General features: G+C 73.5%; 19 protein-coding genes. 8 read left to right on the top strand and 11 right to left on the bottom strand.

The window, feature by feature from the left end:
- Positions 1 to 22: 22 nt before the first annotated feature.
- From ABZ573_RS15700 to ABZ573_RS15685, 4 genes are all read right to left on the bottom strand, one after another.
- On the bottom strand, positions 23 to 784 hold the full coding sequence (locus ABZ573_RS15700) for a LytTR family DNA-binding domain-containing protein (protein WP_151455582.1): 762 nt from the start codon (positions 782 to 784) through the stop codon (positions 23 to 25).
- Positions 785 to 801: 17 nt separating this feature from the next.
- A complete protein-coding gene (locus tag ABZ573_RS15695; protein WP_151455576.1) occupies positions 802 to 2,052 on the bottom strand; it encodes a histidine kinase in 1,251 nt (416 codons plus the stop codon).
- A gap of 38 nt (positions 2,053 to 2,090) precedes the next feature.
- A complete protein-coding gene (locus ABZ573_RS15690) occupies positions 2,091 to 3,662 on the bottom strand; it encodes a sugar transferase (RefSeq protein ID WP_151455581.1) in 1,572 nt (523 codons plus the stop codon).
- A 265-nt stretch (positions 3,663 to 3,927) separates the two neighbouring features.
- Entirely contained in the window at positions 3,928 to 4,788 is an 861-nt protein-coding gene (locus ABZ573_RS15685) for a DNA-formamidopyrimidine glycosylase family protein (protein WP_151455575.1), read from the bottom strand.
- A gap of 80 nt (positions 4,789 to 4,868) precedes the next feature.
- Between ABZ573_RS15685 and ABZ573_RS15680 the strand changes: the two genes are divergently transcribed.
- Positions 4,869 to 6,128, top strand: coding sequence for a glycosyltransferase (locus tag ABZ573_RS15680; RefSeq protein ID WP_327029979.1), 1,260 nt, complete (start codon positions 4,869 to 4,871; stop codon positions 6,126 to 6,128).
- Between the two features lie 300 nt (positions 6,129 to 6,428).
- On the opposite strand, the gene ABZ573_RS15675 is transcribed toward ABZ573_RS15680, so the two are convergent.
- The 5 genes from ABZ573_RS15675 to ABZ573_RS15655 form a co-directional block, all read right to left on the bottom strand.
- Entirely contained in the window at positions 6,429 to 7,151 is a 723-nt protein-coding gene (locus ABZ573_RS15675) for a CDP-alcohol phosphatidyltransferase family protein (protein ID WP_327029978.1), read from the bottom strand.
- Positions 7,126 to 8,193 (bottom strand): iron-containing alcohol dehydrogenase family protein, encoded by a 1,068-nt coding sequence (locus ABZ573_RS15670; RefSeq protein WP_151455572.1) that lies wholly within the window; start codon positions 8,191 to 8,193, stop codon positions 7,126 to 7,128. Before ABZ573_RS15670 ends, ABZ573_RS15675 begins: the two co-directional genes overlap by 26 nt.
- On the bottom strand, positions 8,181 to 8,912 hold the full coding sequence (locus ABZ573_RS15665; RefSeq protein ID WP_151455571.1) for a phosphocholine cytidylyltransferase family protein: 732 nt from the start codon (positions 8,910 to 8,912) through the stop codon (positions 8,181 to 8,183). The genes ABZ573_RS15670 and ABZ573_RS15665 overlap by 13 nt, the downstream gene beginning before the upstream one ends.
- Positions 8,913 to 8,991: 79 nt before the next feature.
- The gene (locus ABZ573_RS15660; RefSeq protein ID WP_151455570.1) at positions 8,992 to 9,762 is read right to left on the bottom strand and encodes a hypothetical protein; all 771 of its coding nucleotides are present in this window, start codon (positions 9,760 to 9,762) and stop codon (positions 8,992 to 8,994) included.
- Positions 9,759 to 10,208, bottom strand: coding sequence for an NUDIX domain-containing protein (locus ABZ573_RS15655; RefSeq protein WP_089002894.1), 450 nt, complete (start codon positions 10,206 to 10,208; stop codon positions 9,759 to 9,761). The genes ABZ573_RS15660 and ABZ573_RS15655 overlap by 4 nt, the downstream gene beginning before the upstream one ends.
- Before the next feature lie 180 nt (positions 10,209 to 10,388).
- Here ABZ573_RS15655 and ABZ573_RS15650 point away from each other — a divergent pair, with 180 nt between their 5' ends.
- The 3 genes from ABZ573_RS15650 (at position 10,389) to corA (ending at position 13,544) form a co-directional block, all read left to right on the top strand.
- Positions 10,389 to 10,847 carry an ester cyclase gene (locus tag ABZ573_RS15650; protein ID WP_151455569.1) on the top strand — a complete coding sequence of 153 codons (459 nt, stop codon included), beginning with the start codon at positions 10,389 to 10,391 and terminating at the stop codon, positions 10,845 to 10,847.
- A 106-nt stretch (positions 10,848 to 10,953) separates the two neighbouring features.
- Positions 10,954 to 12,048, top strand: a complete 1,095-nt coding sequence (locus ABZ573_RS15645; RefSeq protein WP_121397512.1) for a PLP-dependent aminotransferase family protein — start codon at positions 10,954 to 10,956, stop codon at positions 12,046 to 12,048.
- A gap of 356 nt (positions 12,049 to 12,404) precedes the next feature.
- Positions 12,405 to 13,544 (top strand): magnesium/cobalt transporter CorA, encoded by a 1,140-nt coding sequence (corA, locus tag ABZ573_RS15640; protein WP_358118933.1) that lies wholly within the window; start codon positions 12,405 to 12,407, stop codon positions 13,542 to 13,544.
- Positions 13,545 to 13,670: 126 nt separating this feature from the next.
- Here the strand turns inward: corA and ABZ573_RS15635 are convergent, their stop codons facing one another.
- Positions 13,671 to 14,483: a hypothetical protein gene (locus tag ABZ573_RS15635; protein ID WP_327029976.1), complete on the bottom strand. Its 813-nt coding sequence runs from the start codon at positions 14,481 to 14,483 to the stop codon at positions 13,671 to 13,673.
- 84 nt (positions 14,484 to 14,567) lie between these two features.
- Here ABZ573_RS15635 and ABZ573_RS15630 point away from each other — a divergent pair, with 84 nt between their 5' ends.
- Both ABZ573_RS15630 and ABZ573_RS15625 read left to right on the top strand, forming a co-directional pair.
- Entirely contained in the window at positions 14,568 to 15,098 is a 531-nt protein-coding gene (locus tag ABZ573_RS15630; RefSeq protein WP_151457296.1) for a peptidylprolyl isomerase, read from the top strand.
- A gap of 94 nt (positions 15,099 to 15,192) precedes the next feature.
- On the top strand, positions 15,193 to 16,107 hold the full coding sequence (locus tag ABZ573_RS15625; RefSeq protein ID WP_151457295.1) for a rhomboid family intramembrane serine protease: 915 nt from the start codon (positions 15,193 to 15,195) through the stop codon (positions 16,105 to 16,107).
- Positions 16,108 to 16,133: 26 nt separating this feature from the next.
- On the opposite strand, the gene ABZ573_RS15620 is transcribed toward ABZ573_RS15625, so the two are convergent.
- Positions 16,134 to 16,562: a PH domain-containing protein gene (locus ABZ573_RS15620; protein ID WP_358118687.1), complete on the bottom strand. Its 429-nt coding sequence runs from the start codon at positions 16,560 to 16,562 to the stop codon at positions 16,134 to 16,136.
- A gap of 88 nt (positions 16,563 to 16,650) precedes the next feature.
- On the opposite strand from ABZ573_RS15620, the gene ABZ573_RS15615 reads away from it, so the two are divergent.
- Complete coding sequence (locus tag ABZ573_RS15615) at positions 16,651 to 17,823, top strand: acetyl-CoA C-acyltransferase (RefSeq protein ID WP_358118685.1); 1,173 nt, start codon at positions 16,651 to 16,653, stop codon at positions 17,821 to 17,823.
- A gap of 77 nt (positions 17,824 to 17,900) precedes the next feature.
- On the top strand, positions 17,901 to 19,016 hold the full coding sequence (locus ABZ573_RS15610; RefSeq protein ID WP_358118683.1) for a phosphotransferase: 1,116 nt from the start codon (positions 17,901 to 17,903) through the stop codon (positions 19,014 to 19,016).
- Positions 19,017 to 19,330 lie beyond the last annotated feature (314 nt).

The raw sequence follows: 19,330 nt of genomic DNA, 5'->3' as shown, positions 1-19,330 counted from the left end.
CGACCCGCGAAGAAGATCGGGGTCAGCGGTTCCAGTCCTGCTTCGCCGCGCGGACCAGCTTGTCCTTCAGCTCGCGGGTGTGCCGACGGCTGACCGGCAGCTCCGCCGAATCGACCACCACGACGTAGCCGGAGTTGACCAGCCGCAGCTCCGCGATCAGCTTGAGCTGCACCAGGTAGGACCGGTGGATGCGGACGAACCCGGCGTCCGCCCAGCGCTCCGCGAGGGTCGCCAGCGACACCCGGACCAGGTGCGAGCCGTCGGCGGTGTGCAGGCGGGCGTAGTCGCCCTGCGCCTCCACCCAGCGCACCGCCGAGCGGGGCAGCATCCGCGTCGTACCGGCCAGCTCGATGGGGATGGTCGGGTCCTCCTCCGCCCGGGCCAGCGCCGCCGGGTGCGACGGCACCACCCGCGCGCCGATCACCCGGCGCAGGGACTCGGCGAGCCGCTCGGCGCGTACGGGCTTGCGGACGTAGTCGGTGGCGCCCAGGTCGAACGCGTCCACCGCCCCGTCGTCGTACGCGGTGACGAAGACGATCGCCGGTGGCCGGGCGAACCGGCGCAGCACCCGGGCCAGCTCCATGCCGTCCAGCCCGGGCATCCGGATGTCGAGGAAGACCACGTCCACGTCGCCGTCGCGGAGCACCCGCAGCGCCTCCGTCGCGTCCCCCGCCGTGTGCAGCCGGGCCACCCGGGGGTCGGCCCGCAGGTGGTACGCCAACTCGTCCAGCGCCGGCGGCTCGTCGTCGACCGCCAGCACCCGCAGGAACCCGGCCGCCCCCACCTCCGCGGCCCGCTCGATCACGAGCCGGCCCGTACGCCGGGATGGAACTTCGGCACCCGCATGCTCACCTTCGTGCCCGAGCCGAGGCCCGTCTCGACGACGAGGCCGAAGCCGTCCCCGAAGACCGACCGGAGCCGCTCGTCGACGTTGGAGAGCCCGACGTGCTGGCCCGGGTCGTCCCCCACGCCGGCCAGCGCGGCGTCGCCCGGGTCCCCGGCGGCGCCGGCCAGCTCGGCGATGCCGGCGGTCAGCGTGCTCGGATCCATCCCCACTCCGTCGTCCTCCACGGTGATGTGGCACTCGGTGCCCGCGTCCCGGGCCTCGATGCTCACCATGCCCGTGCCCGGCTTGCGGGACAACCCGTGCCGGACGGCGTTCTCCACCAGCGGTTGCAGGCAGAGGAAGGGCAGCGTCACGGGCAGCACCTCCGGGGCGATCTGGAGGCGCACCTGGAGCCGGTCGCCGAACCGGGCCCGCTCGATGGTCAGGTAGCGGTCGATCGAGCGCAGCTCCTCGGCCAGCGTGGTGAACTCGCCGTGCGCCCGGAACGAGTACCGCGTGAACTCGGCGAACTCCAGGATCAGCTCCCGGGCCCGGTCCGGGTCGGTGCGGACGAACGAGCCGATCGCGGTCAGCGCGTTGTAGATGAAGTGCGGGCTGATCTGCGCGCGCAGGGCGCGTACCTCGGCGCGGGCCAGCCGCTCCCGCGAGGAGTCCAGCTCGGCCAGGGCGAGCTGGTTGCCGGCCCAGTGTGCCGTCTCCAGGGTGGCCTGCACCAGGCCCGGCTCCGGCTGGCCGTCGGCGACCGCGACCAGCACCCCGACCCTGCGCCCGTCCGCGCCGGTCAGCGGGGCGACCACCGCGCCGCGTACCGGGCAGTCGACCCGGTCGCAGTGCAGCTCCGGCTCGCCGAGGACGGTCGAGCGGCCCGTTGCCACCGCCCGCCGGGCCGCCGCGACCAGTTGCGCGTGGTGGTGCCCGCCCCGCCCGTCGAGGGCGAGCAGGCTCTCCCGGTCCGTCAGCGCCAGCCCGGCCGCACCCACCAGCGCCCGCAGATGGCGTACGGCCTTCGCCGCGTTCGCGGCGCTCAGTCCCGCGCGCAGCTGCTCGGCGGCCAACCCGGCGGTGTGCAGCACCTCGTACGTGGCCCGCTGGGTGGCCGTGGCGATGCCCCGCCGCGCGCGCAGCCGGACCACCGCGAACAGGGCCGCACCCAGCGCGGCGAGCAGCGAGACGACGCCGAAGACGCCCGAGAGGTTGCCACCCACGCAGCGATCCTGGCCCCTGCCGGCCCGTACGCCAAGGGTCAGTACGCGCCCTTGCGGGCGAGCACCACCCCGACGGTGCGCCACAGGATGCTCAGGTCGTACGCCAGCGACCAGTTGTCGACGTAGTAGAGGTCGAGCCGGACCGCCTCGTCCCAGGACAGGTCGGAGCGGCCGGAGACCTGCCACAGCCCCGTCATGCCCGGCCGGACCAGCAGGCGGCGGCGCACGTCGCCGAGGAAGTCGCCGTCGTCGGCGGGCAGCGGGCGCGGCCCGACCAGCGACATCTCGCCCTTCAATACGTTGATCAACTGCGGCAGCTCGTCCAGCGAGGAGGCGCGCAGGAAGCGGCCCACCGGGAAGACCCGGGGATCCTCCTTCATCTTGAACAGCATGCCGTCGGTCTCGTTCCGGTCGACCAGGCTGGCCAGCCGGTCCTCCGCGTTCACGTACATGGTGCGGAACTTCCAGACCCGGAAGGTGCGGCCCTCGTGGCCCACCCGGGGCTGGCGGAAGAAGACCGGGCCCGGGTCGGAGATCCGGATCGCGACCGCGATGAACAGGAAGACCGGGGCCAGCAGCAGCAGGCCGAACCCGGCGGCCACCCGGTCCATCAGGTTCTTGGCCAGCAGCGCCGGCCCGGAGAGGGTCGGCTCCTCGACGTGCAGCAGCGGCAGGCCCTCGATCGGCCGGATGTGCACCCGGGGGCCGGCGATGTCGGTCAGCTGCGGGGCGACGACCAGGTCGACGCCCGAGCCCTCCAACTGCCAGGCCAGCCGGCGCAGCTCGCCCGGCTCGGAGCTCGCCGAGCCGCAGACCGCGATCGTGTCGCCGCCGACCTCCCGGACGAGGGCGAGGACGTCGCGGCCCGCGTACACGGGGACCGGGGTCTCGATGCCCTTGGCCGCCGCGTAGCCGTCGGTGATGTGGATGGCGACCGGCATCAGCCCGGCGGCCGGGTTGCGGGTGACCGCCGTGTAGACCTCCAGGCACTCCGGCAGGGTGCCGATCAGCACCATCCGGTGGCCCGCCTGGCTGATGTTGCGCCGGACCACGTGCAGCACGAACCGGCAGAGCATCCGGTTCAGCAGGATCAGCAGCAGCGCCGCGAGCAGGGCGGTGCCGACCGTGTAGCGGGACAGGTCGGTCTTGGTGGCGAAGGCGAGGAAGGACACCGTCGCGGCGACGGCGACTCCGGCCCGGATCACCCGCTTGTACTCGTCGGGGCCCAGCCCGAGGTAGCGCCGGTCGTAGGCCCGGTTGGCCCAGAGGCTGACGAGCCAGCCGAGCGGCAGGAGCCCGAACGCCACCGTGTGGAACCACGTCGGGTCCTGCTCGGCGTTGTAGAAGCCCGCCCGCGACTGGTCGAACGTCTCGATGGCGATCAGGCTGGCGACCGCGGCGGCTGCGAAGTCGAGCAGCAGCAGGAGCGTGATGTAGGGGCGGTGCCAGCGGGACACGCGACGGCGCGCCCGAGCCCACGCGGACCGGGGTACGCCGTTGTGGGACGGCGGTGCCGGCGGCTGGATCTCGAAGCTGTCGACGTGCCGCACGAGTTTGCTCCGGCCTGTGTTGGTTACCGGGCGCTGGAGGCTTGTCGTCACCTCACCCATGTCCTCCCGCATGACACGAGCCGCTCACTCACCGTGAGGGCCCGGTCGCCCACCGTCCCAGTCTCCCACGCGGGCACCGACCCGTGCGCTGACCCGAGGGACAACGCGCCGGGTGTGGTGCCGCCGGGCGTCTGGCCGGCTCCGCGCCATTTCAGAAGCCGGGGACCGAGCCACTATACCGATGGATGACGGGCCCGGTAGAGCCGCAACTCAGACCTTCGGCGCGGGATGGCCGATTCCGTTCCGTAGTCGGCAGTGTCGTCACTCACCGTACGAGCCGCGACAACCGGCGGTCAGCGAGCGGCTTGCCGCCGGTCTGGCAGGTCGCGCAGTACTGGAGGCTGGAATCGGCGAACGAGACCTCGCGGACGGTGTCCCCGCAGACCGGGCAGGGCTGCCCCGTCCGGGCGTGCACCTTCAGCCCCGAGCGCTTCTCGCCCTTCAGCTCGGCCGCCTTCTGCCCGACCGACCGGCGCACCGCGTCGCCGAGCACCTCCCGCGTCGCCCCGTGCAGGGTCGCCAACTGGTCGTCGGTCAGCCGGCTGGTGATCGCGAACGGGGACAGCTTCGCCGCGTGCAGGATCTCGTCGGAGTACGCGTTGCCGACGCCGGCCAGCACCGTCTGGTCGGTGAGCACCCCCTTGACCTGGCCCTTGCGGCTGCGCATCCGCTCGGTGAAGGTGGCCAGGTCGGCGGCGAACGCGTCGGGGCCGAGCCGGGCCACCCCGGGCACCGCCTGCGGGTCGGTGACCAGGTAGACGGCGAGGCTCTTCTGGGTGCCGGCCTCGGTCAGGTCGAAGCCGGAACCGTCGTCGAGGCGTACCCGCAGCGCGATCGGGCCCTTGCCGGGGCGCAGCGGGGCGGCGGACGGAAACGCCTCCCGGTAGTGCAGCCAGCCCGCCCGGGCCAGGTGGACCACCAGGTGCAGGTCGCCGTCGAGCACCACGTCGAGGAACTTGCCGTGCCGGCGGGCGTCCGTCACGGTCCGCCCGGCGGCGGCGGTCGGCGCCGGGTCGTACGTCTTCAGGGCGCTGATCGCGGCGACCTCCAACCGGTCGACCCGCCGCCCCACCGCGCGCTCACGCAGGTAGTCCGTGAGCGCCTCAACCTCCGGTAGTTCGGGCACCAGCCAACGGTAGCCTTCTTTCCCGTGAGCGCGAGGAATGAGCTTGCGAGTCCCGCAGTCGCGAACGAAAGGCAAGCTGCGTGAGAATCGTGGTGGCGCACAACCGGTACCGGGAGGCTCAGCCCTCCGGTGAGAACACGATCGTCGACGCGGAGATCGCCCAGCTCACCGCAGCCGGGGTGGAGGTGCTGCCGTTCATCCGCAGCTCGGACGAGATCCCGACGATGTCGAAGTCGGCCAAGGCGCTGCTGCCGATCTCGCCGATCTGGGCGCCCCGCGCGCAGGAGGACCTGAGCCGGCTCATCACGGAGCACCGGCCAGACGTGCTGCACCTGCACAACCCGTACCCCCTGATCTCGCCCTGGATCGTGCGGACCGCGCACCGGCACGGCGTGCCGGTGGTGCAGACGGTGCACAACTACCGCCAGGTCTGCTCCTCGGGGCTCTACTTCCGGGACGGGATGATCTGCCAGGACTGCCGGGGCCGGGCCCTGGGGGTGCCGGCGATCGTGCACCGCTGCTACCGGGGCTCGCGGGCGCAGAGCGCCCTGATGGCGACCACGCTGGCTGTGCACCGGGGCACCTGGCGCTCGGTCGACCGCTTCGTCGCGCTCACCTCGGCGGTCGCCGACCACCTGCGCGACTACGGCATCCCCGCCGAGCGGATCGTGGTGAAGCCGAACGGCATCCCCGACCCGGGAACGCCCGCGCCGCTCGGCGACGGCTTCCTCTACATGGCCCGGCTCTCCCCAGAGAAGGGGCTGGACCTGCTGCTGGACGCCTGGCGGCGGCACCCGGACGGGGCGCTCGGCCCGCTGCGCATCGCGGGCGACGGCGAGCTGCGCCCGCTGGCCGAGGCTGCCGCCGCCGAGCGCGCCGACGTGACCTACCTCGGGCCGCTGGACCGCGCCGGGGTGCGCGCCGCGGTCGAGGCCAGCGCGGTGATCATCGCGGCCTCCACCTGGCACGACGTGCTGCCCACCGTGATCATCGAGGCGTTCGCCGCCGGCCGCCCGGTGCTCGGCACCGCGCTCGGCGGCATCCCGTACCTCGTCGGCGCCGACGCGCCCCGGGAGCCGGCCGGCACCGGCCCGGCCGCCGTCGCCACGGCCGTGCCGGGAGAGGGCCGCGTCGCGCTGCCCGCCGGCGTGCAGGCGGGCGAGGCGGGCTGGGTGGTCCCCCCGGAGCCGGCCGCCATGGCCGCCGCCCTGCCGGTGGCCCGGGCGGGGGCCGCGACGCTGGCCCCGGCGGCGCGCGCCCGCTACGAGCGCACGTTCCACCCCGACGTGGTCACCAAGCGCCTCCTTGACGTGTACGCGGGCGTCGCCCGCCGCCACTGACCGACGCCCGCGGGCAGAGCGATCGCCGTGCTGCTGCGGGGTTCGGGGCCTGACCAGAAGCCGCTCCTGCCCTCCGGGAGCCCCGTCCCAATCCTTAGGACCTCCGGAGATCTTGGTAGCTAGCGGCCCCTATAAGGGCCATTGCGTACCAAGATCTCCCGTTGGCCGGAGGACGGCGCGGCCAACGTGCCGGTGATCAGCACGAGGGTGATGGAGCGGCTACGACATCGGCTCGACAGCGTGCCGCGTGCGGACCCTCGGCTGGCCGGAGACGCCTTGGCGGATCGTGACGGCTAGGCGCTAGCGGAGGGAGGCGCGGGCGGAGAAGGCGATGCTGGCCAGCAGGAAACCGCCGTTGACGATCGTGAACGCGACCATCACCCAGAGGACGAGGGCGGGGGCGAAGGCCAGCACCAGGCCGGCGGCGAAGATGACCGCACCGTAGTCGCGGACCAGCTTCACCAGGCGTACGGGCAGCGAGGTCGAGGTGACCATGCTGGCGGCGTTCGGGCCGGCCTGCATCACGGAGGTCACCAGGTTGACCATCCAGGTGCCGGCGAAGACCGCGACCAGCCAGCTCGGCGTCGACGGCTCCTGCGCCACGGCCGTCGCCGACAGGGCGGCGACCAGGGCGATCTGGGCGGCCACGTCGCAGAGCACGTCGACGCGGGCGCCCGCCGCGCTGCCCTGCCCCGTCACCCGGGCGAGCTGACCGTCGGCGCAGTCCAGGCAGTACGCCACCTGCCAGCCGACCAGCGCGAGTAGGCCGACCGCCCAGGCCGGCACGTCGCCGGCGGCGACCCGCCCGGCGAGCGCGACCACGGTGATCGAGGTGGCCAGGCCGAGCACCAGGTTGGCGATGGTCAGCGCGGTCGGGCGCAGCCCGAGGCGCTGGGCGACGAGCGCGAAGACCGCGCCCAGCCACTGGCTGATCGATTCGCTGAACAGGCCGCCGCCCCGGTTCACCCGGTGGAAGTCGGCGACGGTGGGACGGGGCTCAGCCAAGGTGGTCGCGGATTGCACCGGCGTAGTCTGCCAGTCGCTCCCGCGTCTCGGTAGGCGACATCGCCAGGTGTTCGAGGATCGTGTAGCGGTCCGGTCGGGTCCGGGGCGCGAACTGCACGGCATCGACGAACTGCTCGTCGGTCAGGCCCAGGTCGCCAGGCGTGGTGGCGAGGCCGTGCCGGTGCAGGCAGTGGGCGAGCCGGCCGAACCGGTCGGTGTCGCCGCGCAGGAACGTGCAGAAGAGGGCGCCGAGCCCCACCTGCTCGCCGTGGGCGGCGGTGCCGGGGTGCAGCCGGTCGATCGCGTGGGAGATCTCGTGGTCGCCGCCGCTGGCGGGGCGCGTCGACCCGCACACCGAGCTGGCGATGCCGCCCATGATCAGCGCCTCGGCCAGCGTGGTGAGGAAGGCGTCGTCGGTGATCTTGCCGGGATGGTTGAGCAGCGCCTCGGCGCCCGTCCTGGCCAAAGTCACCGCGAGCCCGTCGATGGGCTCGCCGCGTACCTCGTGGGCCAGCTCCCAGTCGGCGCAGGCGTTCAGGTTGCTCACCGCGTCGCCGATGCCGGCCTGGGTCTGCCGGTCCGGGCCGTTCTCCACGAAGTCGAGGTCGACGATGACCGCGATCGGGATGTGCACCCCGTAGGAGCCCTTGCCGCCCTCGTGGTCGAGCGAGGCGGTGGGGGAGGCGATGCCGTCGTTCGCCAGGCTCGTCGCCACCGTCACCATCGGGATCCCGTAGCGGGTGGCGGCGTACTTGGCGGTGTCGATGGTCTTGCCGCCGCCGATGCCCACCACGGCGTCGTAGTGGCGGCGGCGCAGCCGGTCACCGAGGTCGTTCGCCGCGTCGATGGTGCCGCCGGCGACGGTGAAGACGTCGGCCGCGCCGAGCGACGGCCGGCACAGCTCGACGATCCGTTCACCCTGCCCGGGGCCGACCACGACGGCCACGTCCCCGCCGGCCGAGATCCGCCGGTCGGCCAGCAGCGGCCCGAGGTCGGCCACCGCACCCCGCCGGACCTCGATCACCAGCGGGGTGTTGACCGTACGGGCTAGTAGTGGCACGCGATCTCCCGCGCCCGGGCCAGGTCGGCGTGGTTGTCGACCTCGACCCAGGAGACGTCGCCGATCGGCGCCGCCCGCACCTCGCCACCCCGGTCGGCGAACTCCTGGTAGCCGTCCTCGTAGTAGAGGTTCGGGTCACGTCGCCACGTCGCCTCCAGCGCGTCGGCGAGGGCGTCGGCCACCTGCGGCTCGATCAGCGTCGCGCCGATGTACTCCCCGTACGCCTCGCCCGGGTCCATGATCTTGGTAATCCGGGTGAGCTGGCCGGCGGCGTCGAAGGTGGTCTTCATCTCCTCCTCGGCCAGCGGCTTGATGGTGTCGACGGCGAGCAGGATGCCCGGGCCGCGCTCGGCCAGCAGGGTCTTCTCCACGCTCACCGGGTGCACGGTGTCGCCGTTGACCAGCAGCACTCCCCGGGCGAAGTGCTCCCGGGCCAGCCAGAGGGAGTACGCGTTGTTCCACTCCTCGGCCTTGTCGTTGTGCACGAGGGTGAGCGTGACGCCGTACCGCTTCTCCAGGTCGGCCTGGCGGGAGACGACCGCGTCGGCGGCGTAGCCGACCACGATCACGATGTCGGTGAGCCCCACCTCGGCCAGGTTGCGCAGCGCGATGTCCAGGATGGTGGTGTCGCCGTCCACCGGCACCAACGCCTTGGGCAGGGTGTCGGTGTACGGGCGCAGCCGGCGCCCCGCCCCGGCTGCGAGCACCATCCCGATCATTGAGGCGTCCTCCCTCGTACGACTCCCGGTCACCGCTGGAGGATAGCCCCGCGCGGCGGCACCCCTGCGGCCAACCGGGTCAGCCGGGCAGCGCCGCCAGGTCGGCCAGCACCGCCAGCCGCTCCTCGGCGGTCAGCACGGCGTACGGGGCGGCGGCCCGCCGGTCGGTCTCCAGCTCGATGGCGAGCTGCTCGGGGCCGGGCGGCAGGGCGGCGGCGCTCGCCGCGCTGTGCCCGGCGGCCGTCCACGCGGCGGCGTGCGCGTCGGCCCGGTGGTAGCGCATCGTGCCGAGCCGGTTCAGCAGCAGCACGCCGGTCGTGGTGCCGTCCGGCTCGTAGGGCGGCGCCGTCGCGGCGAACGCGGCGCCCGCGTCGGCGCCCTCCTCGTCGGCCAGCACCAGCGCGCACGTGAGTACCCGGCCGAACGCCTCGACCAGCCGCAGCACCCGCTCCTCGTGCCCCGCCCAGAGCTCCTCGGTGACCTCCGCGTGCACCTGCCAGATCTCGGCGAGGAAGGCCAGCCCGCGCTCGGTGGCGGTGAGCCCGCCCTCGGGGCTGCGGTGGATCATCCCGTACGCGACCTGCTTGTCCAGGGCCCGCCGGCACTCGACCGGGTCCCGGTAGCGGGTGACCGCGGCGAAGCCGGCCTCGTCGACCGTCCCGCCCGGCGCCGCGAGGCGGGTGCGGAACTCCAGCAGGAAGCCGGTGGCCGCCGGCCCGCCGTACCGCTGGCTCAGCTCGGCGCCGCCGCCGTCGCGGCCGGCGAGGATGCCGGCGACGAACGCACGGTCCACCGCCGGGGCGACCAGGCCGGCGAACCGGTGCGGCGCCAGCTCGACGGTGTCGTTCACAGACCGATCGAACGCAGGGCGGCGAAGCCTTCGGCCGCGATCCGGCGGATGAGGCCGTCGTTGACGTCGCGGTGCTCGTCGAGCAGGTCCAGCTCGTCGGCGGCGAGCCACCGGAACTCGGTGTGCTTGCCCGCCTCCAGCGTCGGCCGGGCCAGGTCGCCGTCGACCCGGACCAGCCAGTCGCGCTCGACGCGGGCCAGGCCGTCGTCGGCGACGTAGCGGTACTCCCCGACGTGGCCGAGCACGTGCGACACCGTCCAGCCGGTCTCCTCGGTCACCTCCCGGCGCAGCGCGTCCATCCAGTCCTCGCCCGGTTCCAGATGGCCGCCGACGATGTCCCAGCAGTTGGGAAAGATGCGCCGGTGGGGAGACCGTCGCTGGACGAAGAGTCGACCGTCGTCGTCGACGATCAGCGCGCCGGCGCAGCGTAGAGGCTCGGTGGACACGCCACGACAGTAGCGAGCGGTGGCCCCCTCCGGCGACGCCCGGCCTCGTCGCCGGTGCGTGGGCGGCCCCGATGGCCGGGCCGGCCGGAACGCCGGCACGCGCGATGGTGTGGCGGGCCGATCGACGGGTAAGGATTCCGTGCGGGCACGGACGGGCCGTGACCCGCGACGGAGGTCCTCATGCGTGGCGCGGATCGGCTGGTCGAGCAGCAGTACGCGATGCTCCTGCGGCGGGACGTGGCCCGGCTGCCGGACCTCTACGCGGCCGACGCCTTCTACTCGATGCCCGGTGTCACGGTGCGTCCGATCGAGTTGCCCGCCCTGCTGCGCACCTGGACCGGGGCGTTCCCGGACCTGTTCGTCGACCCGCTCGGGTCGGTGCAGACGGCCGGCGGCGCTGCCGTCGAGCAGCGGCTGACCGGCACCCACACGGGGGTGTTGCACACCCCGTTCGGCACCGTCGCGCCGACCGGCCGGCTGGTGAGCTGGGACGTGGTCGACGTCGTCCGGGTCCGGCGCGGACGGATCGCGGCCTGGCGGTCCTACTTCGACTGGGGGCAGCTCATCGCGGCGCTCGGCCTGCACGTGGACGGGCTCTCCCGGGAAGCGCAGCACGACCCGCTCGGCCTTCCGGTCTGACCTGTCGCCGACCGGTCGACGCCGGTCACCCGTCCCGGTGGCTCAGGATGCGGACATCGCCGTGCCTTCCGCGCGCACCCCGTCGCCTTCCGTACGCTGAACAGCCATGACCGCCGAGCAGCTGATCTCCTTCGCCCGTGGCGCTCCCTCCCTGGACATCGTCGATGTCGAGGGGCTCAAGGCCGCCGCCGTCCGCGCGTTCGACGCCGACCCCGCCGGGGTGACCGCGTACGGCACCTCCGTCGGCTACCTCCCGCTGCGGAAGTGGATCGCCGAGAAGCACGGGGTCTCCGCCGACCAGGTGCTGATCACCAACGGGTCGTTGCAGGCGGACGCGTTCCTCTTCGACCACCTGGTCCGCCCCGGCGACGCGGTGGTGGTGGAGCGTCCGACGTACGACCGGACGCTGCTCAACCTCCAGCGGATGGGCAGCGAGCTGCACGGCGTCTCCATCCAGCCGGACGGACTCGACACCGCCGAGCTGCGCAAGCTGCTGGAGTCCGGGGTGCGTCCCCGGCTGGCGCACGTCATCCCGAACTACCAGAACCCGGCCGGCGTGACGCTGAGCCTGGAGAAGCGCCGGGAGCTGCTCGACCTCGCCGCCGAGTACGAGTTCACGATCTTCGAGGACGACCCGTACGCCGACATCCGGTTCCGGGGCGAGGCGCTGCCGTCGATGCTCTCGCTGGACACCCGCAACGTGGTGGTGCACGCCTCCAGCTTCACCAAGACGGTCTGCCCGGGCGTACGGGTCGGCTACCTGGTGGGTCCGGCGGACCTGATCGGCGACATCGCGAAGAAGGCGACCAGCCTCTACATCTCGCCGGGCATGGTCTCCGAGGCGATCGTGCACCAGTTCTGCGTCTCCGGCGACATCGAGCGCTCCATCGAGACCGTGCGCGCCGCGCTCGGCGAGCGGGCCCGGGTGCTGGCCGAGTCCCTGCGCCGGCACATCCCGGAGGCCCGGTTCGTGGAGCCGGACGGCGGCTACTTCCTCTGGGTCGAGTTGCCCGAGGACGTCGAGGTCGACAGGCTCGCGCCGGCCGCCGCCGAGCGCGGGGTCGCCGTGGTCAAGGGCAGCGACTTCGTCGTCGACGGCGGGCGGCACGCCCTGCGGCTGGCGTACTCGGCGGTGACCGCCGACCGCATCGACGAGGGCGTACGGCGCCTGGCGGAGGCCATGGCGGCCGTACGGAGCTGAATTTCTGTCAGATTCCTGACAGTTGGACGATCGTGGCCGCCCCGGGACTCCCGCCGGGGCGGCCGACGGCCCACAATGCTGCGAGCGTCACTCACCACGTGTAGCGGAACTCACCGCCCGGTGCCGGCCCCCGCCGCGCCCGGCGACCGGACCGGGCCAGCCCGACCGGCGGCACGTGGGGCGGCGCGACCAGCACAACCCCCGCCCCCAAAGGGCGCCGGGTGGGCCGTGTCGTCCCCTCACCCCCCTGAAGCGACCCGGCCCACCCGGCGCCACCCTCCCGCCGGTCGTCACCGGCGGTGATCATCGACGGCGGCGTACTGTTCACCGGCGGCAGCGCGTGGGGAGGGGGCGTGATGACGGACCGGGAGCGGACGACCGCGTCGAACGGCGGACGGGTGCTCAGGCCCCGGGACTGGGTGGCGCCGGTGCGGGCGATGACCCGCCGGCTCAACTCCGACACCCCCCAGCAGGCGTCCCCGCCGACCGGCCCGCAGCGCAGCGCGGTGGTCGACTGCGCCCTCTACGTGGACGGCCGCCGGCAGCCCGGCGACTGGCGGTACGCCGAGGCGCTCGCCGCGGCCCGCCGCGAGGAGCACGGCTTCGTCTGGCTCGGTCTGCACGAGCCGGAGCTGGTTGAGATGACCGCCATCGCCGCCACGTACGGGCTGCACGAACTGGCCGTCGAGGACGCGGTGAAGGCGCAGCAGCGCCCCAAGCTGGAGCAGTTCGGCGAGGTCAGCTTCCTGGTGCTGCGGACCGCCCGGTACTGCGAGCACGCCGAGCTGACCGAGCACTCCGAGGTCGTCGAGACCGGCCAGGTGATGCTCTTCATCGGCCCGAACTTCCTGATCAGCGTGCGGCACGGGGACGCCTGCCGGCTGGCCCCCGTCCGCGCCGACCTGGAGACGAAGCAGGACCTGCTGCTCCAGGGGCCCTGGGCGGTGGCGTACGCGGTGACCGACCGGGTGGTGGACATCTACCTGGAGGTCGCCGACCGGCTGGAGGACGACCTCGACACGCTGGAGGCCGACGTGTTCGACCGCCAGTCCACCGGCCGGATCCAGCGGATCTACCAGATGAAGCGGGAACTGGTGGAGTTCAAGCGGGCGGTCATGCCGTTGCAACGCCCGCTGATGACGCTCACCGCGCAGATGAACCGCGACGTGCCGAAGGAGATCCGCCGCTACTTCCGCGACGTGCAGGACCACCTGAGCCGCACCGTCGAGCAGGTCAACTCCTACGACGACCTGCTCAACTCGATCCTCCAGGCGCGGCTGGCCCAGGTCACGGTCGACCAGAACAACGACATGCGCAAGATCGCCGCGTGGGCCGCCATCGCCGCCGTGTGGACCGCCATCGCCGGCATCTACGGGATGAACTTCGAGGTCATGCCCGAGCTGCGGATGACGTACGGCTATCCGGTCGTGCTCGCCCTGATGCTCGCGATCTCGCTGGCCCTCTACCGCTGGTTCCGCCGCAACGGCTGGCTCTGACGGTCCGGGCCTGACGCGCAGCCGCCGCCGGGCGCGGACCGGGCGCCGTGGCCCCGCCGGGCGCGGAAGCGCCGGCGGTGCGGCGGGGAGCCGCTTCGCCGGCGCTTTCCGGAACCGACAGGGGTGTCAGCGGCGGCCGTTCTTGGCGCCGCCCTTGCCGAGCGCCTCGGTCAGGTCGTCCGCCGGGCGGCCCGAGGTGTCCTTGGCGCCCTCGGCCACCGACGGGACCTTGTCCGTCGCGTGGACCGTCGGCTGCTTGCCGGGGGTGGTGGTGGAGGCGCTGTCGCCGCCGGCCACCGCCGAGCTGCCGGCGCCGGTCGGGCCGCCGGCCACGCCCGAACCGCTCGACACCGTCGAGGCGTCGGTCACCGGGGTCCGGATCTCCATGGTCTCCACCTCGTCGCGCATCGGCTCCAGGGTGCGGGTCGGGTCGTACTCGGCCCACTCCTGCTGCTCCCGGCGCCGCCGCATCGCCACCGCGGCGACCCCGGCCACCGCGCCGGCCGCGAGCAGACCGGTCATCATGGACCCGCCCCGCCGGGAGCTCTTCTTCCGGGAAGCCTTCATGTTCTTCGCCTTGACCTTCCTGCCGGCCGCGACCTGCTTGGCTGCCAGGGCCTTCCTGCCGGTGACCGCCTTGCCCGCCGCCTCGGCCTGCGCCTTGCGGACGGCCAGGGCCAGCGGCGCGAGCGCGGCGACCGTGGACGCGAGGCCGCTGGACGCGCGGTCGCGCACGATGACGGCCGTCGGCGCGACGGCGCCCCGGGCCGCCTGGACCCGCGGGGCGACGGTGGCGCCGGCACCCCTTGCGGCGTACGTCGCGGCCTGCCTCAGGTGACCGAGGCCCTGGTTCAGCTCCACCTTGGCCAGCTGCCCCTGGGTCTTACGCCGCCCGATTCCAAACACGGTCCCACCTCCTGGGAGTTGTTCCTTCGTCATCCTCCACCTTCGGATGCCTCCGCACTGCCAGATCGGGCACATGGGAGGATCCGCATGGAACTGACCAACGAGTGAGGAGTACCCGTGGCCGAGGCTGTCTACGCCACCTTGCACACCAACGCTGGCCCGATCCGGCTGGAGCTCTTCCAGAACCACGCCCCGAAGACCGTGAAGAACTTCGTCGAGCTGGCGGAGGGCAACCGCGAATACATCGACCCGCGTACGGGTCAGCCGGGCAACGGGCCGTACTACGACGGCACGATCTCGCACCGGGTGATCAGCGGCTTCATGATCCAGATGGGCGACCCGACCGGCACCGGGCGCGGTGGCCCGGGCTACAAGTTCGGTGACGAGTTTCACCCGGAGCTGCGCTTCGACCAGCCGTACCTGCTGGCGATGGCGAACGCCGGGCCGGGCACCAACGGCTCGCAGTTCTTCATCACCGTGTCGCCGACGCCGCACCTGAACAACCGGCACACCATCTTCGGGAAGGTGGCCGACGAGCAGTCCGTGAAGGTCGTCGACGCGATCGCCAACACCCCGACCGGTCCGAACGACCGGCCGCTGCAGGACGTCGTCATCGAGCGGGTCGAGATCGAGCGGACCGCTGCCTGAGCGGTCCGCGAGGTACCTTTGCCGACATGACTGAGCGCTCCGAGGGCCGGAACCGGTTGGTGGTCCGCGCGATCCGCGACGGCGGGCTGGCGTGGTGAGCGAGTCACCACCCACCACCCCGGTCTGCTACCGGCACCCCGATCGGGAGACGTACGTCCGTTGCACCCGCTGCGACCGGCCGATCTGCCCGGACTGCATGCGGGAGGCGTCGGTCGGATTCCAGTGCCCGGAGTGCGTGGCGGAGGGACGTCGTAGCGTGCGGCCGGCGCGTACCGCCTTCGGTGGCGGTGCCGCCGGCCGCCACGGCTACGTCACCAAGGCGCTGATCGCGCTCAACGTGCTGATGATGCTGCTCTCCATCGCCTCCGACCGGGGCGGGGACGCGGCGGTCGGCGGCTCCGGCTTCGGCGGTCTGATGGGCGGCAGCACGCCGCTGACCGACTGGGGCTCGGTGCTCGGCGGCGCGCTCTTCCCGGACGGCACTGTCGGCGGCATCGCCGAGGGCGAGTGGTACCGCCTGGTCACCGCGATGTTCCTGCACTACGGCGTGGTCCACCTGCTGCTGAACATGTGGGCACTGTGGGTGCTCGGCCGGTCGCTGGAGGCCAGCCTCGGGCCGCTGCGGTTCCTGACGCTCTACCTGGTCGCCGGGCTGGGCGGGAACGTCGCCGCCTACCTGTTCAGCGCCGAGAACCAACTCACCGCCGGCGCCTCCACGTCGATCTTCGGCCTGTTCGCCGCGCTGGTGGTCATCGAACGGAAGATGGGGCGGGACATCTCCCAGGTGCTCCCCGTCCTGGTGATCAACCTGGTCTTCACGTTCACCGTGCCGGGCATCTCGATTCCCGGGCACCTGGGCGGCCTGGTGGTCGGCGCGCTGCTGGCGCTCGTGTTCGCGTACGCCCCACGGTCGCGCCGGACGCTGGTGCAGTTCGCGGGCGGCGCGTTGATCGTGGTGGCGTTGATCGGCCTGGCCATGGTCCGTACCGCGGCCATCGTCGGCGGCTGACCCTCCGCCCGGATGCGCGGGCCCGCTCAGTGCGGGCGGGCCTCGCGCAGGGCCTCGGCCACCTCGGCGGGATCCGCGCCGAGGTCGTGGCGGCCGAAGAGGTGCAGCGAATCCCCCGCGTCGATCTCCAGCAGCTCGCTGGTCAGGCCCCGCCGCGCGCGGCGGTCCACGGTCACCTTCTCGACGGCCGACCAGGGCAGCCGCCGGTGTCCCGCGAAGCCCCGGACGACCGTGATCCCGTCCGGGTCGACCGCGAGCCGGACGGGCGCGACCAGGTCGCGCGCGGCCCAGCCGGCGAGCGCGGCGGCCGTGAGCACGGCCAGCGCCAGCCGGATCGGGTCGCTCCCGTCGAGGAGCAGGGCCAGCGCGAGCAGCGCGACCGCGCCGGTCAGCTTGAGCGCCGGCAGGGTGGGCGGCACCCGCCACTGCCGGGTCGGGGCCGGGTGTGCAGCCATCCGTTCAGCATGCCAGGGCACCGGGGGAGGACGCCCGACCCGCCGACGACGTAGGATCGGGGCCGGCCCAAGTTACCGGGGAGTAGTCATGAGTGACGCAGTCATCGTCGGCGCGGTACGCACCCCGGTGGGGCGGCGCAAGGGCAGCCTGGCCGCCGTGCACCCGGTCGACCTCTCGGCGCACGTGCTACGTGCCCTCGCCGAGCGCACCGGCATCGATCCGGCGCAGGTCGACGACGTGGTCTGGGGCTGCGTCTCCCAGGTCGGCGACCAGTCGTGGAACGTCGCCCGCAACGGCGTGCTCGCCGCCGGCTGGCCCGAGTCGGTGCCCGGCACCACGCTCGACCGGCAGTGCGGCTCCAGCCAGCAGGCCCTGCACTTCGCCGCCGCCACCGTCCTCGCCGGCCAGGCCGACCTGGTCGTCGCCGGTGGCGTCGAGTCGATGACCCGGGTCGCGATGGGCTCCAGCGTGGCCGGCGGGTCGCCCTTCAGCGACCAGCTGCGCGACCGCTACCGCGGCGTCGAGGGCTTCGCCGACGACGCGCCGCTGCCGTTCAACCAGGGCGTCGGGGCGGAGCTGATCGCCGAGCGCTGGCGCTTCTCCCGCGCGCAGCTCGACGAGTTCGCCCTCGCCAGCCACGAGAAGGCCGCCGCCGCGCAGGACGCCGGCGCCTTCGAGGCCGAGATCGCCCCGGTCGCCTTGGCGGACGGCGGCAAGTTCGCCGCCGACGAGGGCATCCGGCGGGACACCTCGCTGGAGAAGCTCGGCGAGCTGGCCACCCCGTTCCGCCCCGACGGCGTCGTCACCGCCGGCTCCGCGTCGCAGATCTCCGACGGCGCGGCGGCGCTCGCCGTCACCACCAGCGAGTGGGCCAGCCGGCACGGCCTGCGCCCGCTGGCCCGCGTGCACACCGCCGTCGTCGCCGCCGACGACCCCGTCACCATGCTCACCGCGCCCATCCCGGCCACCGCGAAGGCGCTGCGCCGCGCCGGGCTGGGCATCGAGGAGATCGGGGTGTACGAGGTGAACGAGGCGTTCGCGCCGGTGCCGCTGGCCTGGCTGGCGGAGACCGAGGCGGACCCGGAGCGGCTCAACCCGCGCGGCGGCGCGATCGCCCTCGGCCACCCGCTCGGCGGATCCGGCGCCCGGATCATGACCACCATGCTCGCCCACATGCGGGACAATGACATCCGCTACGGCCTCCAGACGATGTGCGAGGGCGGCGGCATGGCCAACGCGACCATCGTCGAGCTGCTGTAGGGCGCACCGTCGAGCTGCCGTGGGGCAACGGGAAAACCCGTGGTCCCGCGGCACGGGCGGCGGCTAGGTTGCCCGGCGTGACTGAGTTGCCCGGCGTGACTGACGCCACCACGCCGCCCGCCGACCGGGCGACCACGCCGCCCGCCGACCGGGCGACCACGCCGCCCGCCGACCGGGCGACCACGCCACGCGCCGACCGGGCGACCACACCACCTGTCGACTGGGCGGACCCGCACTGGCGGGATGCCGCGCTCGGCTGGGTCGGCGACCAGCTCGGCCGGCTCGGGCGGCGGATCGTCGGGCCGGTCGAGCCGCGGGTCCGACCCTGGTCGCTGGTCTGGCGGGTGCCGACCGACGCCGGCGACGTCTGGTTCAAGGCGAACAACCCCGGCACCCGGTACGAGGCGGCGCTGCTGGCCGCGTTGGCCCGGCTCGCCCCCGGCCGGGTGCTCGACCCGGTCGCCGTGGACGCCGAGCGCGGCTGGTCCCTGCTGCCCGACGGCGGCCGGACGTTGCGCGACGCGCTGGGTGGCGACCGGAGCCTGCTGAGCCGCTGGGAACGGGTCCTGCCCGAGTACGCCGACCTTCAGCGCGTGGTTGCGCCCGGGGCCGGCGAACTGCTCGCCCTCGGCGTGCCCGACTACCGGCCGGAGATGCTGCCGGAGCTGTTCGAGGCGTTGCTGGACGACGAGGAGTCGCTGCTGCTCGGGGCGGCGGACGGGCTCACCGCCGAGGCGTACGGGCGGCTGCGCGCCCACCGGCCCGCCTTCGCCGAGGACTGCCGGCGGCTGGCCGCGTCGGGCCTCACGCCGACCGTCCAGCACGACGACCTGCACGACGGCAACGTGTTCGTGGCCGGCGACGGGCACCGCTTCTTCGACTGGGGCGACGCCTCCGTGGCCCATCCGTTCGGCACCCTGCTGGTGACGCTCAACTCGGTCGCGGACGCGTTCGGGCTGCCCGAGGGCGACCCGGCGCTGACGCGGCTGCGCGACGCCTACCTGGAGCCGTGGTCGGACGGGCACGACCGGCCGACGCTGCGCGAGGCGGCCCGCCTGGCCGTCCGCGTCACCCGGGTCAGCCGGGCGCTCTCCTGGCGCCGCGCCCTCCGCAGCGCCGACCCGACCCGGGCGGAGTACGCGGCCGCGGTGCCCGGCTGGTTGCAGGAGCTGTTCGCGCCGGATCCGGTCTGAGCCGACGCGGACGTCGGCGGGTGCGGGTGTCGGACGTGCCGGTGTCGGCGCGACGCCGGCCGACCGGCCCTCCTGCGGCCGGCGCTCAGGCCGCACAGGCGGTGCGTCGGGTGGTTTTGGTGCGTGGGGTGGTGTGGTGGCGTCGAGTGGTGTGGTGGCGTCGAGTGGTGGTGGTGCATGTGTTGTGGTGCGTCGAGTGGTGTGGTGCGTGGGGTGGTGTGGTGCGTCGGGTGGTTGTGGTGCGTCGTGGTGGGGGTGTGGCCCGCCGTGCCCGGCTCCGGGCGGTCAGGCTTGATCCCTGCGCCGGGCACGGC

The sequence above is a fragment of the Micromonospora sp. NPDC007220 genome (assembly GCF_040634035.1).
Classification (GTDB): Bacteria; Actinomycetota; Actinomycetes; order Mycobacteriales; family Micromonosporaceae; genus Micromonospora; species Micromonospora reichwaldensis.
Note: the sequence above shows the minus strand (reverse complement) of the source record. Positions and strands in the feature narration are given on the sequence as shown.